The organism is Lysinibacillus sp. FW301-JW8, assembly GCF_058788755.1.
On record NZ_JBYTBB010000066.1, the window covers coordinates 15,414 to 32,649 of the forward strand.

16 protein-coding genes are annotated in these 17,236 nt (G+C 37.1%); 4 read left to right on the forward strand and 12 right to left on the reverse strand.

Annotated features, from left to right (window positions below; genetic code table 11):
- Position 1: 1 nt before the first annotated feature.
- From AC3WOM_RS21395 to lplA, 3 genes are all read right to left on the reverse strand, one after another.
- The gene (locus AC3WOM_RS21395) at positions 2-985 is read right to left on the reverse strand and encodes a sensor histidine kinase (protein WP_427541074.1); all 984 of its coding nucleotides are present in this window, start codon (positions 983-985) and stop codon (positions 2-4) included.
- A complete protein-coding gene (locus AC3WOM_RS21400) occupies positions 985-1,689 on the reverse strand; it encodes a winged helix-turn-helix domain-containing protein (RefSeq protein WP_492448257.1) in 705 nt (234 codons plus the stop codon). Before AC3WOM_RS21400 ends, AC3WOM_RS21395 begins: the two co-directional genes overlap by 1 nt.
- A gap of 134 nt (positions 1,690-1,823) precedes the next feature.
- Positions 1,824-2,816: a lipoate--protein ligase gene (lplA, locus tag AC3WOM_RS21405; RefSeq protein ID WP_492448258.1), complete on the reverse strand. Its 993-nt coding sequence runs from the start codon at positions 2,814-2,816 to the stop codon at positions 1,824-1,826.
- Between the two features lie 144 nt (positions 2,817-2,960).
- On the opposite strand from lplA, the gene yhfH reads away from it, so the two are divergent.
- Positions 2,961-3,086: a protein YhfH gene (yhfH, locus tag AC3WOM_RS21410; protein WP_012292204.1), complete on the forward strand. Its 126-nt coding sequence runs from the start codon at positions 2,961-2,963 to the stop codon at positions 3,084-3,086.
- A 396-nt stretch (positions 3,087-3,482) separates the two neighbouring features.
- On the opposite strand, the gene AC3WOM_RS21415 is transcribed toward yhfH, so the two are convergent.
- The 6 genes from AC3WOM_RS21415 to AC3WOM_RS21440 form a co-directional block, all read right to left on the reverse strand.
- Positions 3,483-5,672: a YhgE/Pip family protein gene (locus AC3WOM_RS21415; RefSeq protein WP_492448259.1), complete on the reverse strand. Its 2,190-nt coding sequence runs from the start codon at positions 5,670-5,672 to the stop codon at positions 3,483-3,485.
- Positions 5,673-5,797: 125 nt separating this feature from the next.
- Entirely contained in the window at positions 5,798-6,370 is a 573-nt protein-coding gene (locus AC3WOM_RS21420) for a TetR/AcrR family transcriptional regulator (protein WP_427541059.1), read from the reverse strand.
- A gap of 120 nt (positions 6,371-6,490) precedes the next feature.
- Positions 6,491-7,009 (reverse strand): FixH family protein, encoded by a 519-nt coding sequence (locus AC3WOM_RS21425; protein ID WP_492448260.1) that lies wholly within the window; start codon positions 7,007-7,009, stop codon positions 6,491-6,493.
- Positions 7,010-8,401 carry a sensor histidine kinase gene (locus tag AC3WOM_RS21430; protein WP_492448261.1) on the reverse strand — a complete coding sequence of 464 codons (1,392 nt, stop codon included), beginning with the start codon at positions 8,399-8,401 and terminating at the stop codon, positions 7,010-7,012. It abuts the gene before it with no gap.
- Positions 8,398-9,081: a response regulator transcription factor gene (locus tag AC3WOM_RS21435; protein ID WP_492448262.1), complete on the reverse strand. Its 684-nt coding sequence runs from the start codon at positions 9,079-9,081 to the stop codon at positions 8,398-8,400. Before AC3WOM_RS21435 ends, AC3WOM_RS21430 begins: the two co-directional genes overlap by 4 nt.
- Positions 9,078-10,046 (reverse strand): YncE family protein, encoded by a 969-nt coding sequence (locus tag AC3WOM_RS21440; RefSeq protein ID WP_427541047.1) that lies wholly within the window; start codon positions 10,044-10,046, stop codon positions 9,078-9,080. The genes AC3WOM_RS21435 and AC3WOM_RS21440 overlap by 4 nt, the downstream gene beginning before the upstream one ends.
- Before the next feature lie 187 nt (positions 10,047-10,233).
- Between AC3WOM_RS21440 and AC3WOM_RS21445 the strand changes: the two genes are divergently transcribed.
- Positions 10,234-11,205 carry a tetratricopeptide repeat-containing glycosyltransferase family 2 protein gene (locus AC3WOM_RS21445; RefSeq protein WP_492448263.1) on the forward strand — a complete coding sequence of 324 codons (972 nt, stop codon included), beginning with the start codon at positions 10,234-10,236 and terminating at the stop codon, positions 11,203-11,205.
- A gap of 206 nt (positions 11,206-11,411) precedes the next feature.
- On the opposite strand, the gene hemY is transcribed toward AC3WOM_RS21445, so the two are convergent.
- From hemY to hemE, 3 genes are all read right to left on the reverse strand, one after another.
- Positions 11,412-12,830, reverse strand: a complete 1,419-nt coding sequence (hemY, locus tag AC3WOM_RS21450) for a protoporphyrinogen oxidase (RefSeq protein WP_492448264.1) — start codon at positions 12,828-12,830, stop codon at positions 11,412-11,414.
- Positions 12,831-12,844: 14 nt separating this feature from the next.
- On the reverse strand, positions 12,845-13,765 hold the full coding sequence (gene hemH, locus AC3WOM_RS21455) for a ferrochelatase (protein ID WP_492448265.1): 921 nt from the start codon (positions 13,763-13,765) through the stop codon (positions 12,845-12,847).
- 159 nt (positions 13,766-13,924) lie between these two features.
- On the reverse strand, positions 13,925-14,974 hold the full coding sequence (gene hemE / locus AC3WOM_RS21460) for a uroporphyrinogen decarboxylase (protein WP_427541035.1): 1,050 nt from the start codon (positions 14,972-14,974) through the stop codon (positions 13,925-13,927).
- 425 nt (positions 14,975-15,399) lie between these two features.
- On the opposite strand from hemE, the gene AC3WOM_RS21465 reads away from it, so the two are divergent.
- Positions 15,400-15,918: an antibiotic biosynthesis monooxygenase family protein gene (locus AC3WOM_RS21465; protein WP_492448266.1), complete on the forward strand. Its 519-nt coding sequence runs from the start codon at positions 15,400-15,402 to the stop codon at positions 15,916-15,918.
- Positions 15,919-15,962: 44 nt separating this feature from the next.
- Positions 15,963-17,123, forward strand: a complete 1,161-nt coding sequence (locus AC3WOM_RS21470) for an amidohydrolase (protein WP_492448267.1) — start codon at positions 15,963-15,965, stop codon at positions 17,121-17,123.
- The last annotated feature ends 113 nt before the right edge of the window (positions 17,124-17,236 follow it).

Below are 17,236 nucleotides of genomic sequence, written 5' to 3' on the forward strand. Positions count from 1 at the left end.
CCTAATTCGTAAATGTCACTGTAACGATTGTTCCTTTTCCCACCTCTGATGTAATATTTAATTCGTGCCCAAGCTTTTCACAAATCTCTTTAGCTAAATATAAGCCCATTCCTGTAGACTCTCCTGTTTTACGACCATTTTCTCCTGTGAAAAAGGCTTTTGTGACACGCGAAAGATCTGATGCAGGAATACCAATACCTTCATCGCAAATAGCTAACTGAACATAGTCATCCCTTTTCACACCAGAAATAACTATTTTTTTATTGGCTTCAAAAGTATATTTAACAGCATTGGTTACAAATTGCCCAATAATAAATCGAAGCCATTTAGAGTCACTCGCTACAATTATGTCATCCTCGATATGAATTTCGGGAAAAACTCTTTTCGTAATAAATAAACGTTTATTTTCATTTACAGTTGCAGTAACAATTGTTTTTAATGCCACTTGCTCTACTTGCATGTCCTCCTCGAAATTCTCCAATCGAGCATTCACAAGCACCATGTCTAAGCCTCTTCGTAAACGATCAATCTCCTCCTGCACATTTCTTTTATCTAGCGGGCGATCATCCTGCAATAAAAGCTCAATTACAGATATGGGTGTTTTCATTTGATGCACCCATTGATTCATAAATTGATCGTGTCGTTTTTGACTTGCATACAATGAATGAAGCTCATGCTGGTAAAGCCGATATAGCTCATGCATATATTTTTCAGTCTGTATTGCTTCCGGTGTTTTGGCGTTTTTTTGGAGTACATCCTCCATCGTTTTTGGAAGCTGAGAGATTTTCAATAAATAACGCTGACGCATTAAATAGCGGACAAGTAAAAAAGAGGCTAGCAATACTAAACTAATACAGAAGGAATATATCGCAGTATCAACGTTTCGAAAACCGTCGAGCCCATATAAGACCATAATGAATCCAACTAATAGCAGCTGGAACACAATGAACGATGCGTAATCACGCAAAAATAATTTCCATCCCACTATAGCTCACCTGCGCTTAACATAAAGCGATATCCTGCACCACGTACTGTCTCAATCGTTGATGAAATATGATAATCCGCAAGTTTTTTACGTACTCTTGTCATATTAACGTTCAAAGTATTTTCATCCACAAAAGCCTGATCATCCCAGAGCTCTTCTAGCAATTGCTCACGGGTAACTACTTTCGGGGCATTGCCCATTAGCAGCTCTAAAATAATACATTCCTTTTTCTGAAGGGGTATCTCTAAATCATTTTTATGAAGCTCCATTCTCTCTAAATGAAGAATTAGCTGTCCCTGCTTAATCGTCCGTTCCTCTTGTCTTGCTGCATATTCACCATATGTACGGCGCAAATGACTACGAATTTTTGCCAGCACAATCTCATAGTTAAATGGCTTTGTAATAAAATCATCTCCACCATTTTCCAATGCGAATATTTGGTCCATTTCCCCTGAACGGGCAGAAATAAATATAATCGGACAAGTTGTATGCTGACGTAATTGACGACACCAATAGTAACCATCGTACGCAGGTAAATTTATATCAAGCAATACCATATGTGGGTTAAATGCTATAAACTCTTCAATGAGATGATCAAATTCTTTAATTGTTTCAACTTCGTATTGATATTTTCTAAGTGTTTCCGCAAGCAATGATGCAATCTTCACATCATCTTCGACAATAAATATCCGATGCTTCTGCATACCAACACTCCTTTCTACTCTATATTGTACCAAAAAAAGGTTCGACGACATAATTGTCAGCGAACCTTTATCGTAAAAGATCATTTGCTCGAAGTGTGACGTCTTAGGCATTCGTCTTTTTCAATAAACTTTACTCAATAAATTAATTGTAAAAACTCTTCAGTTGTAATTCCGCCAAAGTATGTTGGAATATCAATATCCGCTAACGCTTCAGCAATCGCTGAACGATTATAGTTTGTCCTAACTAATCGTTGCGCAACATCCGCCATGTCTCCTACACCGAAAAAATCACCAAAAATATGAGCTTCTTCAATAATGCCATGATTTACTTCTAAGCGAATATCAATGCCTCCTGTAGGGAAGCGATGTGTTTTTTGAATATTAAAGCGTGGGGATTTACCATAGTTCCACTCCCAAGTTTGATAACGTTCAGCAGATAGTCTATGGATATTTGCCCAATCTTCCTCTGTTAGATCATAGTAACGAATATTTTCTTCACCATCAAAAATGGATTTCAAAATTTCTAATCGGAACTCTTCAACAGTCATCTTGTCCTTCAAAAATTCTGAGATATTAGCCACTCGTGAGCGAATTGATTTAATTCCCTTGGATTCTATTTTATCCTTCTTCACTTTTAGAGCAGACACAACAGCGTCAATTTCTGTATCAAACATCAGCGTGCCATGACTAAACATTCGCCCCTTAGTAGAGAATTGTGCGTTTCCAGAAACCTTACGTCCCTCTGCCAAAATGTCATTACGCCCTGAAAGCTCTGCATTAACACCCATTTTAGCTAGTGCTTCAACAACAGGCTGTGTAAATTTTTTATAATTCATAAAGCTTTCGCCATCATCTTTGGTAATAAAGCTAAAATTAAGATTTCCTAAATCATGATACACTGCACCACCGCCAGATAGCCGTCGCACAACAATAATGTCATTGTCCTCCACATAATCTGTATTAATCTCTTCAATAGTATTTTGATTTTTTCCAATGATGATGGAAGGCTGGTTTATGTAAAAAAGAAGTACAGGTTCCTTTTCAACATCCATCGTTTTTAATAAGTACTCCTCGATGGCAAGGTTAATGCGTGGGTCATGAATTCCTTTATTATCAACAAAAATCATCGTTTGCTTTTCCTCCTTCACAAAATATCCATATTTATTTTAACGCAAATTAGGCATTTTGTGTTGACGAAAAGCATCTGTTATAATACACTAAGAAATATCAAAACAGTAATAGTACAGATGAACTTAAAGGAGGAGTCCACAATGTTAGAAAACGTAGTTGAATTTTTCAAGAACTTACCTGCAAAGCAATGCACAGAATGCGGTGAAAAAATTGAAGAGCAAAGTGAATGCTACAGCAACACTTGTGAAAAATGTAACCACCTATAAGCATTTGCCTATTCTGTAATATTGTCATTTACGTGCCCCACACGTACCATTAATGACACCCCTCATCATTTTTGATGAACCCTTAATTAAATCTCTTACACTTACGAAACAACAGCTGATACGCTCATATCAGCTGTTGTTTTTTGTATATCTAGGGATAGATGACCTTCCTGCCTGAGCGGCTCTCTACTTCACCTGAGCGGTTTATCCTTTCATCTGAGCGAATATTTTCTCTATCCGAGCGATTTTTCCTCTGACCTGAGCGAATCTCTACTCCACCCGAGCGATTTTTCCACTCACCTGAGCGAATCTCTACTTTCCCCGAGAAATTATCTTTTCAATAGCAATATAAAAAACACCCACCATTCAATTGGTGGGTGCAAAGTAAGTTGAATTTTAATTTTCTTCGGCTACTTTAGAATAGCGTTTTGTGTGTAGTAACATAAAGTATCCGAACGTAATCGCTAAGAATGCAACTAGGAAGCCTAATAGAACGCCGTAGTTTTGCATTAAGAATGACATATCGTCTGTAGAAATGCTTGTTTTAAAGGCTTGAACAGTATATGTCATTGGTAATAGTTTGTTAAATACTTGTAATGGTGATGGGATTAACTCTAGTGGGAATGTTCCCGCACTTGTTGTTAATTGTAAAATCAGTACAACAATTGCTATAAAGCGTCCTGGGTCACCGAAGATGGACACTAACATTTGAATTAAAGCTAAGAAAACGTAGCTTGTTAATAATGCTGTTAATACAAAGTATCCTAAATTATTTACTTCAAGACCAAGTCCCCATTTAACAATAACCACTGTTAATATAGTTTGAACTAAGCCGACGATTGCTAATACTGACACCTTACTTGTAAACCAAGTTGCTCCATTTTTTGGACGAATAGCTGGCTCTACAAGTGGGAACACGATGGAGATTAATAATGCTCCGACGAATAAACCAAGAGAAATAAAGTATGGAGCGAAGCCTGTACCGTAGTTAGGTACATGGTTAACGGATTCCTTATCGACTTGAACTGGACTACCTACCATATCATATGTGTCTTTATTTGCATGTACTTCATTTGCTTTCTCACTTGCTTCACCTAATTTGCCAGATAAAGTTGCTGTACCATCTGCAAGCTCAGTAGAACCATCTGCAAGTGTTGCAGAGCCTTGTGCTAGCTCCCCAGATTTTGAGGCAAGTGTAGATGTACCTTGATTTAAAGTTGTTGTACCATTCGCTAACTCATTTAAACCAGATGCTAATGTTTTAGAACCTGTTACTGCTGTATTTACACCAGCATTTAGTTCACCTAATTTTGCTGCTAATGTCGTATTACCTGCTTGGAGACCTTTTGCACCCTCCATTAAAGCATTGCTTTTTGCAGTTAGTGCGTTAGCACCTGCTAGCACTTCTGACTGACCTGCCGCAATTTGAGTTGCTCCTGAGCTAACTTGATTTGCACCAGCTTGTAATTTTTCTGTACCTGTTGATAACGAATTTAAACCATTATGCACGCTTGCACTTCCAGCTTGAAGCTCTGCTAATGTTTGCTTTAATACTGCAGCTTGCTCTTCAGGCATTGAAGCCATCATACCTTGTAGTTGATTAGATAAGGCAGTAATTCCTGCTTCTACTTTTGCTGAACCAGCTGTTAGTTGGGTTGCTGCACCATTTAGTGCACCTGCATTATCAGCAATAGAAGCTGCACCTGTACTAATCTGCTGTTGTTTATCATTTAAAGTGTTTAAACCTGCTTCCACTTTTGCAACACCTTGTGTATATTGCGTTAAACCTTGCTCAAGACTTGTAGCACCATTCGCTGCTTGTTGCGCACCTTTTTGTAATTGTACTGTGCCATCCTGAAGCTTTACTAAACCAGTAGATAAATCATTTGCACCTTTAGCAGCATCTCCAGCACCTTTTGTAATTTTATCTGTACCATTTGATAATTCAATTGTGCTTGATGCCAGTTGTTCAAGATAACCTTTTAAATCTTTCGCACCATTAGCTACTTTTTGAGCACCTTCATCTAGCTTATTAGAGCCATCAGCAGCCTCTGTAAAGCCATCTCCAAGTGTTGCAATGGAATCAAATAGTTTTTCCGCATAAGTCGCTGAAACCTGTGCATTTACTTCCGCACGTACACGATCCATTGCCGTTTCACCAATTTGTGCACCAAGGAAGTTTAATCCCTCATTCGGAATATAGTTCATCACTAATTTAGAAGGTTTGTCATCTAATAGTGTTGTAGCATGCTCAGAGAAATTTGTTGGAATTTCTAAAATCATGTAATAGTCACGACCATTTAAACCTTTTTCAGCCTGCTCTTTGGATACTTCAATAAAGTTAAATTGCTCACTATCAACGAGCTTTTCAACCAGGGTGTCACCTAAATCTAATTTTACCTCATCCATTTCAGCACCCTTATCTTCATTGACAATTGCTACTGGCAGGTTAGGCAGGCCTGCATATGGATCCCAGAAAGCCCATAAAAACATGCCTGCATACATGACTGGGATAAATAATACAGCAATGATTGACACAAGCATTTTTCTTGTTTTCAAGATTTTCAGCCATTCAGCTTTAATCATAAAATTCCTTCACTCCTATACTGATTGACTGAAAACGTCAATCGGTCATTTTAATTCAAAAAAATTGAAACCTTCCTGGGAATAAACACCCAAGACTTGCACTTGAACCAGTTAATAATGCCGAATCAAGTTAAAAGTAGTCCACGGAAGATTGTTTCTTTAAAAAGATTTAAAATCTTTTCCTCTGGAATCATGTCGCCATGCAGTTCATGCCAATCAACGACAAATGCTAGATATGCCTTTAGCAACAGATAGCTTACTAATTCTGCATCACAGTCTCGAATCTCACCTTTATCAATACGCCTTTGAATTAACTCAGCAACATACGATAAAATCTCAGTCTCGATACGGATGAGAACTTGTTTGACAGCTGGCGTTCGTAATTCCTTTTCCTCCTCTAATAACTTCGCAAATAAAAGATGTTTTTCACGGAACTGAAGCATTTTCATTAAAGCATTATGCGCATTGTCCATAAAACTCGCAGATGCATCCAACACTGCATCTGCTTCTGCCTTCATCTCTCGTACAAGTGACATAGCTATCTCTTGAAATAAAATTTCTTTATTTGCAAAGAATGTATAAATCGTACCCTTACCGACATTAGCAATTTTCGCTACTTGCTCCATCGTTGTCGCCTTGTAACCAAACAATGTAAAAGATTTTGCAGCTGCTTCAAGAATTTCCTGCCTACGATCCATTAATAACATCCTTTCTTGTTAGGTTATGTACATTCTTAGTACACAGAAACAAAATGACCAGAAAACCATTTCGGTCATCTGGTCATTATCATATTCCTATTTTAACAATAATGCAAGTGTTTAATGATGATTTTTTTCATTTTTTTCTTGATCGCTTTGCTCTGTATTATTATCGTGATTCATCATATTATTATCCATACTGTTATTCGCTTTTTTATCCTCTGGTACGACCTGTGACATATCAGGGTTTCCAGCTGTAATTTGTTGCTTAGGCATATTATGAACGCCATTAGCTGTTGTATGAGCATACATATAATAAACACCATCATGGTCAAATGTCGTTTCTGCTTTATAAACGCCGTCCTTCTCTAAATTCCCTTCAATCATTTGTCCTTCGTCACGTTTGCCAGATTCCCAAACCTCAAATTCTACAACAGCATTATCGACATTTTTTCCACCCTGCTCAACATGTGCAGCAAGTTCAATCGTTTCATTGATTGCTACTTCTTTTGCTGTTAGGATTTCAACATCTGGTATTTGAGGTACCTCAGGCTCCTTTAATGTTGTGGGTTCTTCTTTTTCCCCACACCCTACTAATAATGCTGGTACTGCTATTAATGCTAACAACCATTTTCTCATTTATTCTTCCTCCATTAATGGCAACGTAATTTTCACCGTTGTGCCCTTTTCTACTTTACTTTCAATTTCAATTTTACCGTATAGCTGTTTTAAAAGTTGCTCCACAATCGATAAGCCCAATCCACTACCACCATCTGCTCGACCACGTGCCTTATTGACACGATAAAAACGCTCTGTCACATGTGGTAAATCCTCCTGTGGAATACCAATTCCATAATCCTTTATCGTAATCTGAGCATAGTTATGATTCTCTACAGCTACTATTTCTATCTTTGACTGCTCATTCGAGTAATTAATAGCATTTTCTATTATATTAATAAAAATCTGTTTCAGCTTGATTTCATCTGCTTTGATAATTAAAGCATCATCAGCATCCAAATTCAGTACTATCCTCTTTTTTTCTGCTTGATGAATTAATATTTTTTGAACTTCACGCAATGTTTCGGCAAGTGGAATTGGATATAGCGTGATTTCTGTTTGCTCATTCTCCATCCGAGCTAGTTGAAGTAGTTCATTTGTCAAACGTTCCATACGATTTGCCTCGCGAACAATAAGCTGAATGGTTTCTTCTTTTTGTTCTTCCTGTATAAAGCCATTATGCAAAGCTTCACCATAGCCCTTCACATAACTAATAGGCGTCCGTAATTCATGAGAAACGGTAGCTAAAAACGTTTTTTGAGCCTCATCCTCTTGCTGTATTGACTCTGCCATTTCATTAAAGGTACTAGATAATCGCCCAATCTCATCTTTCGAATTAACCGGCACACGAGTTCCATAATTTCCATCTGACATTTCTTCTACAGCCCTTTGTAATTCACTTAATGGTCGCATTATATGGCGAATCCCTTTATAAATTAAAAAGCTGATTACGATTAAAAATAATAGGGCGCTGCCAACTAGAAAAATAACCTGTTCATTTGCCAACTCACTAATTTTTGCCAACGGGAAGTAAATATAAATGATGCCTTCAAGTCTATTTTGATCCACTAAGGGAAGTACTACAGAAATAAGCTGTCTGTCAAATCGAGGTTCATAACCTATTTTTTGTACATAACGACCTGCTAATAATTGCTGGCGATCCTCTGGACCAATTAATGTTTCATAATCAATATCGAATGGTACACAAGCGCTAAGCTCACGAGGATTTCTAACTGCAAAAATATTTAAATTAGAATAATTACTATAATGTTCAATATCCGCAATAAATTCGTCCGTTACTTTTCCACCTGCATACATGGTTTGTAATTTTGTACCGACCTCAATCATCATATCTTCTGTGTCTTCCACATAAAGTCGTTCATATAAGAAATCAGTCAAAACATACATAAATACAACCGTTATAATTAAAAAAATAAAAATTAATATCCAAATACGAGTAGATATCTTTTTCATTCGTTTGCATCAAAACGGTAGCCTACTCCCCAGACGGTTTGTACATATGCCGCTGCTTCCTTTCCAAGCTTCAATCGTAACGTTTTAATATGAGTATCCACCGTTCTTGTACCACCAATATAATCAATATCCCATATGCGTTCCAATAATTGTTCCCTCGTATACGCATTTCCTGGATTTTTCATAAATAGATGCAATAGTTCAAATTCCTTTAATGTGAGTGGGATGCTTTTATCATTCACTGATACTTTTCGAGATATTTCATCTAGTTTTATCGGTCCAGTAACGATATATTTTTGCTGTGTTTCCAATATACTTGAACCAGTTCTTCTCAAAACTGCACGAATACGAGCTAATAGCTCCTCTACTGTAAAAGGCTTGACAATATAATCATCCCCGCCAAGTGTAAGCCCCTTTACCTTATCTTCATTCGCGTCACGGGCAGTTAAAAATATAATCGGTACATTTGACATTGCTCGGATACTCTGACATACTACAAAGCCATCCTCATGTGGCATCATAACATCTAGTAGAACCAAATCGATTTGTTCTCGAACAATAATATCATATGCCTCCATACCACTTGCTGCAGTAAAGGTCTCAAAATTAGAATTATTAAGCATCATCTCTATTAGATTGCGCATATCTCGCTCATCATCAACAATTAATACAGTTGTCACAATTTTTCCTCCCTCACTAACAGTTGAAATGCACCTTTTCCAACATCTACTGTTTTTTCTATATGACCATCCTTAATAAAATACAATGTGTGATCATCATATCCAGCAACCACAATATGGTTCTGAAATTGATTAACAACAAATGGATTCGCCCCTACCTCTAGCTGCCATTTCACCTTACCATTAAAGTCAGCTACATATAATTCATTATGTCCATGACTAACTACAAGGACTGAGTCTTTCGTTTTTGTTAATCCAACAGGCATTAACGGCATCTCTATTTCTCCATATAATTCACCTGTAGTTAAATCATAACGTTTTACCGAGCTATTAGGCTTACTTCCATCACCATGCCCTCCAACCCACAGCTCATTTGTCTCCTCTATTATCGCTAAGCCATGTGCTGATTTTGGAATTACCCACTCCTGTTCAACCTTCAGATTTTTTACATTTAAAATTGATAATTTTGTATCTTTAAAATTTATGATATATAGCTTTTCCTTAAAAGCTGCCATGGACATAGGGTAATTACCTAATTGCTGCGATGCCAGCTTATTTCCCTTCTCATCAAAGCTTGTCACTGTATTCGTGGTGCTATTCGTAATAAAGAATTGTTTATCATTTTCGGAATAATAAACATTTGTAGTACCAATCTTCACTTTTTTTGAATAGAGCTTTTCCCCAGTTGATAATGTATAAACATCAATTTTATCTAACTGATGACCGAACAATAAGATACGATCGTCTCCAAGTAATACTGCACCAGTATAAGCTTTATCAAACGACCATGTGGCTATTACCTTCCCCTGTTCATCTATAAAATCTAATGATGGTTCTTGTATATTTAAAGACGCAATAAAGTTCTGTTTGCTCTTGATAGGCTTAAAGGATAAATCTGTACAGCCAGCCAACCACACTACTAGAATTAAAGAAAGAATGAAGAATGCAAACCTTTTCAACATCATCACCTCTGCCTCTTAACTATACTTCACATTTGTGAAATCCGAGTGAAACTTGATTGGTAATTCTATGACAAACCAACGCCATTATCAGATTCATTATAAATAACACTACTTTTAACAAACATTTATCCAACCCTATCCCTTTAATAAACATCTACTACATAGATTCTGGTAAGGAGGCGTTTCAGCTATGGTGTCAATTAGCTTATGTATGATTGTAAAAAATGAAGAGGATGTCATCGGTAGATGTTTGGCATCCGTTAAAGACTTAGTTGATGAGATTAATATTATTGATACTGGTTCTACTGATAATACAAAGGAGATCGCGAAGCAATTCACAGAGCGTATTATCGATTTTAAATGGATGCACCATTTTGATTTTTCATTTCAACAAGCAACAAAGGAGTACATTTTATGGCTTGATGCAGACGATGTATTTTTAGCGGAGGATCAGGAGAAATTTAAATCGCTGAAAGAATCATTAAACCCCAATATAGATGCGGTTTCAATGAATTATCACTTAAGTTTTGATAGTGAGGGCAATGTAAGCTCTCTATTAAGAAGATATCGTTTAGTAAGAAAGGATAAACAATTTCAATGGATAGGAGCTGTCCATGAATATTTAGAGGTCGGTGGCAATCTTTTAGATAGTGATATCGCTGTTAGCCATTTACCACTCAGTCATGATCATACTAGGAACATCAACATCTATAGGCAACTTGTCCAATCTGGAGAATCTCTCACTCCCCGAGATACATTTTATTACGCAAATGAATTACTAGATCATGGACAGTTTGAGGATGCATTATTTTACTATGAAACATTTTTAACCTCCAAATTGGGTTGGATAGAAGATAATATTCGAGCCTGCTACAAATTAGCAGATTGCTACTCCAATTTAAATGATAAAGAAAATAATTTGAGCTCTATACTAAGAAGCTTTGAATACGATATTCCTCGCCCAGAAGCATGTTGCAGGCTAGGATTCTATTTTATGGAACAATTTAAAAATTACGAAGTTATATTTTGGTACGAACAAGCTCTCGTCAATAAACAAAACCCAAACGCCCCATTCCAAAATAAAACCTATACTACGTGGTTACCTCATTTACAACTTTGTGTACTTTTTGACCGCTTACAACAACTATCGATCTTAAACTAGGTGGCGCTAACTCTGGTGGTATCGTTTGGTCATGTCATCGAATCTCTTAGATCAGGTTATTAAGAAAATTTAGAAATAATTGGTAATATAAATAACAAACTATGATATTTAGTTTGCTATTTATTTTTGCTTATTCAATTTACATAAATACAAAAAAATAGTACAAACATTAATGTTTAATGTTCGTACTATTGCACTGCTATTATTCAAAATATATCCTTTAATACTTCTTCTGCAACATGTTTACCTTGTTGCACACATTCTGGTATGGATATTCCCTCAAAGGAGCTACCTGCCAATTTTACAGTTGGGAAATATTCTTGTAATTCTTGTTTAATGCTCCGGACTTTCGCCTCATGTCCAACAGTGTACTGCGGCATTGCATTTTTCCAACGTGTAACCACTGTCGTTATTGGATCCCCATCTATACCTATAGTTTTATTTAAATCCTGTAACACAGTTTTCTCAATTTCAGTATCTGATAACGCTACAATCGCTTCGTCGCCCACTCGACCAATGTAACTGCGTAATAGCACATAATCGTCAGGTGAGGTACCTGGCCACTTACGATTCATCCAAGTACATGAAGTTATTGAAAAATCGCTATTTCGGGAGACAAAAAACGATAGTGCATCCAGATCGCCTAATTGATCTTTTGTAAAAGCCATTGTCACAGTAGCAATAGTAGCTGCCTTCATCGTACTCAATTCAGCTAAAAGCTGTTGTTTACTAAACATTTTCTCTACGACATTAAATGGCGTAGCAATAATAACAGCATCCGCTTTAATTTGAGTAAAATTATTTAACACAACTTGAACTGAGCCTTCCTTACCATGTTCAATTTCTTCGACCTTGACACCCTTCATTATTGAGCCAGGAAGTAATGAATTTTCAAGTTCCTCGATAAGTGTCTCCAAACCATTATTAAAAGTTTGAAAAATCCCCTTATCCTTAGCGATAAGATTATTACTTAAAAAATTCGTACCAGACTTTTTCATTCCAAGTAAAAGGCTACGATATTTTTGTTCTAAATCATAAAGCTGTGGGAAGGTTGAACACATGCTTAGCTGCTCAATATCTCCTGCAAATGTTCCTGCAAGTAGTGGTTCTACTAAATTTTCGACAATTTCTGCACCAAATCTTCTTCTGAAGAACTGCCCTAATGGTTGGTCTTCATTCTGTGCAGAGCGGGGAATAAAAAAATCCCCTGCTGCACGTATTTTTCCGCTAAGTGAAAATAAACCAGATGTAATAAATGACGAGGCATGCGGTGTTGCTCCAGACAAAAGATTACTAGGGATCGGATAAAGATGACTACCAACTGCAATATAAGTCGGACCTGTGTTACTCGTAATTATTTCTTGTTCAATTCCTAAATCTTTTGCCAACGTATTTACATTGTTCTCCCGATCAAAGAAAGATTCTGGTCCGCGCTCTATAATAAAACCATTTTTTCTAAGTGTTTGAATTTTTCCGCCAAGACGTAGTGACGACTCGACAAGTACGATATCTAATGGCAATTCTTTTGCACTTGCTTCTTTTTGCATATAGAACGCAGCTGTAAGACCAGTAATACCACCGCCTACAACAACTACCTTTCGTCTTTTCTGAGTCACCAACATCATCACTTTCTTTTCGCTTAGCTTAATTTTTTATGAATAGCATCTACCATCGCATCAATAAATAATGGATGTGTATTTGGCATAGCTGGACGATAGTATTTCGCCCCTAGTTCATCACAAACAACTTTACATTCAAAATCATTATCGTATAAAACTTCCAGATGTTCTGTTACAAAGCCAACTGGTGTGTACACGAATGATTGGAAGCCTTTTTGCTCATAAAGTTCACGAGTTAAGTCTTGAACATCTGGACCAATCCAAGGCTCTGGTGTTTGACCTGCTGATTGCCAACCTACTTCTACATTTTGTACACCAGTTGCTTCTTGGATTAAACGAGCTGTCTCGATTAATTGGTCTTCATATGGATCGCCCAACTCTTTTATTTTCTCTGGAAGTGAATGGGCAGACACAATTAAACATGCTTTTTCACGCTCTTCTTCAGACATGCCATTAAATGTTTCGTTCACTTCATTTTTCCAATACTCTATGAATTTTGGTTCATCGTACCAAGATTCTACAGAAGTAATTGCTAAACGATTCCCAGCCGCTTCTGCTGCACGTCCATTATAAGACTTGATAGAGAATGTTGAGAAATGAGGCGCTAATACAATAGAAACCGCTTCTTTAATACCTTCTGCTACCATTTGTTCTACAGCATCTTCAATAAATGGGTGAATATGCTTTAAACCAATAAATAATTTGTATTCTACAGCATCTTGAACTTCATTTAAACGTGCACATAAAGTTTCTGCCTGAGCTTTTGTCGCAGCAGCAAGTGGTGATAACCCGCCGATTGCTTCATATCGACTACGTAAATCTTCTAGATGCTCTGGTGATGGTTTACGACCATGGCGAATATGCGTATAGTAAGGTTCTATATCTTCTTCTTTATAAGGTGTTCCATATGCCATTACTAATAAGCCTTTGATTTCTTTCATTACCTTTTTCACCTCTAAATATTAATTTAAATATATTTTTTCTTATAAATAAGTATGTGGCAAAAAGAAGCTGTCCAATTCATTAGGTTGGACAGCTCCCTTGCTGTGTTGTACATAATGTAACATTCACAGACAAGATTTAGTCAATGCTTCTTAATTTTATGAGCGTGCTTGGATTTGTTGAGCACTATAATCATGAATAAGAGCTGTTAATCGTTTCAATACCTCTGGATCTACCTCTGGGAATACACCGTGCCCAAGATTAAAGATATGTCCAGGCATTTCTAAGCCTTGATCGATAATATCTTTTGCACGCTTTTCTATAACTGACCAATCTGCAATTAATAAAGATGGATCTAAGTTACCTTGTACTGGTTTAGTAATACCATTTGCACATGCTTCTTTAATCGGTAAACGCCAATCTAAGCCAACAACATCAATCGGTAAATCATTCCATTCTTTTGCCAAATGACTTGCACCGACACCGAACTGAATAAGCGGTACATTTTCTTTTTTCAACTCAGCAAAAATACGCGTCATTACTGGTTTAATAAAGATACGGTAGTCTTCAACATTTAAAGCGCCTACCCAAGAGTCAAATACTTGAATTGCCTTTGCACCTGCTTCGATTTGTGCTGTTACGTAAGAAATAATCATATCTGCTAATTTATCCATTAATGCAAACCAAGCTTGTGGTTCTGATACCATAAATGATTTTGTCTTATTATAATTTCTTGAAGGTCCACCTTCAATCATATAGCTTGCAAGCGTAAAAGGCGCACCAGCAAAACCAATTAGAGGTACATTCAGCTGCTCTTCTGTTAATAACTTTATTGTTTCTAATACAAATGGTGTCTGTTCCTTAGCATTAAACTCACCTAATTTTTCTACATCAGCAACAGAACGAATAGGATTGGAAATAACTGGACCAACTCCAGCTTTTATTTTCACATCGACACCGATACCAGGGAGAGGTGTTACAATATCCTTGTATAAAATGGCCGCATCAACATTATAGTTTTCTACTGGTAAACGAGTTACATACGCACAAAGCTCAGGTTGATGTGTGATTTCCTCCAACGAATATTTTTCTTTAATCTCACGATATTCTGGCTGAGAGCGTCCTGCCTGTCGCATATACCATACAGGTGTATGTTCTGTTCTTTCCCCTCGTGCAGCACGAAGAAGTGTATCATTAAATGTTGTCATGAATAGTTCCTTCCCCTCAATAAAATTCATATCGTATCAATTTCGCCTTGGCGTAATTGCGTCCGGATTTTGAATTGTGCCTGCACAATTCATTCCTTTGAAAATCCGTGACATCTGCCGGAGGCTTTATCTTCATTCAGTAGGTGTTTGAACACTCAATGAAAAGAAACCAAATCCGCATTCATCTCACCACCTGTAGAGGTGGGAGCCTTCTGCTGAATGAAGATAAAATCTTTAGTTTATTCCTTTATTATTGATATCCGTTTTCAATAGTAAACGCTTCCTTAGTAATTGTATAGTTTTCCACATGAAATGTCATAAAATTGTTCTTTCTAAAAGATTTCTTTTTTGACAAAGCTATAGACTTCCACTTAAATGGAGATAATCAAGCTATTATACTGAGCATTCATAAGGAGGGCAAATTTATGTATATTTATTTAACTTCAGGTACAGGAGATTTTTTAGAACAAGTAAGAAAAAAGCACTCAAACCAGGAGATGATTTTAATACACGGTGAAGGAAATTCTGTGCTTATACATGAAACTGAAGGAAAATCTGTATTTGCCACACCACGTAAGTTTGAAGTATTGGATTCAGTAAACGATTTAGAAGAACGTGGATTTTTTGTTTTTAACAACATTCCTGTAACAGATGAAGGTCGACCTGTTTTTGAACATCGCTTTTTAAAGCGTGCACGTGCTATTGAGGATGAACCAGGCTTTCTAGCATTCCGACTACTTCGTCCGCTAAATAGCGAAACCTATATTGTCATGACTCAATGGAATGGTCCACATTCATTTGAAGCATGGAAAAGCTCAAAAGCATTTAAGTCAGCACATGCAGAACGTGAAGAACCAACAGGTGTTCGTCAGCAAAATATATTTTCAGCCGCTTCCTATATTACAACTTATAGCGTTGCCCCAAAAGAAGAAGACGAAGAGTGACATTCGTGTTTTATCTAGAATAATCTGATAAAGGAGTTTTGACTATGGATCAACATCTACTTGAGAAAATCGATGCTCATTTTGAAGAAATGGTGGCTATTCGCCGCCATCTACATATGCATCCGGAGCTAAGCTTCCAGGAGCAAGAAACCGCTAATTATATTAGTCAATTTTATAAAAAACTTGGGGTCCCAGTTGAAGTAAATATCAGTGGCTACGGACTCATTGCCCGAATTAAAGGAGGCAAACCTGGCAAAACAATTGCCTTACGTGCAGACTTTGATGCACTGCCTATACAAGATGAAAAAGATGTTCCCTATAAATCTACTGTGCCCGGAGTGATGCATGCTTGTGGGCATGATGGTCACACAGCAACATTATTGATTGTCGGCAAGCTTTTATGGGAAATGCGCGATGATTTAGTAGGTGAATATATTTTGATTCATCAGCACGCAGAGGAGGTTGATCCTGGCGGTGCTATTGGAATGGTCCAAGCAGGTGTTTTACAAGGCGTTGATGCTATCTTTGGTACTCATTTATCATCAAATCATCCAACAGGAACAGTTGGTTATCGAGTGGGTCCAATGATGGCTGCTGTGGATAGCTTTGACCTAAAAATCCAAGGCAAGGGTGGACATGGTGCTCACCCTGATCAAACTAAAGATGCAATTGTGATTGGTGCACAGCTTGTCATGAACCTACAGCAAATTGTGGCACGTCGTGTTGTTCCAACAGAGCCAGCCGTATTATCAGTCGGCTCCTTTGTCGCTTCAAATGCAGACAATATCATTGCCGATACTGCTTATTTAAATGGGACTATTCGTACATTTGATAAAGACATACGAGAAACAATGGAGCGTGAATTTAAGCGCATTATTAAAGGTACAGAAATTACCCATGATTGTTCGATTGAGCTTAATTTTCGTCGTGGCTACCCTGCTCTTGTCAATCATGAAAAGGAAACATTATTTATTCGTGAGATTGCCAAGGATATTTGTGAGGTTTTTGAAATGGAGACAACAATGGGGGCAGAGGATTTTTCTTATTACTTAGAAGAAAAACCAGGCACATTTTTCTTTACAGGAGCTGCACCTGTTGCGCCAGCTCCTCACCATCATCCTCAATTTGATATAGATGAAGAAGGTATGGCAGTGGCAGCAAAGGTATTATTAACAGCAGCACTTGATTATCAATTAATCAAATAATCATTCAAAAAAGTCCACTACGGTGGACTTTTTTGAATGTTGTTGAAATACTATTATGTCAATGACATCAAGGTGACAAATTAAAAAGTATAGCCCTTTTTCAAAACGAGGGG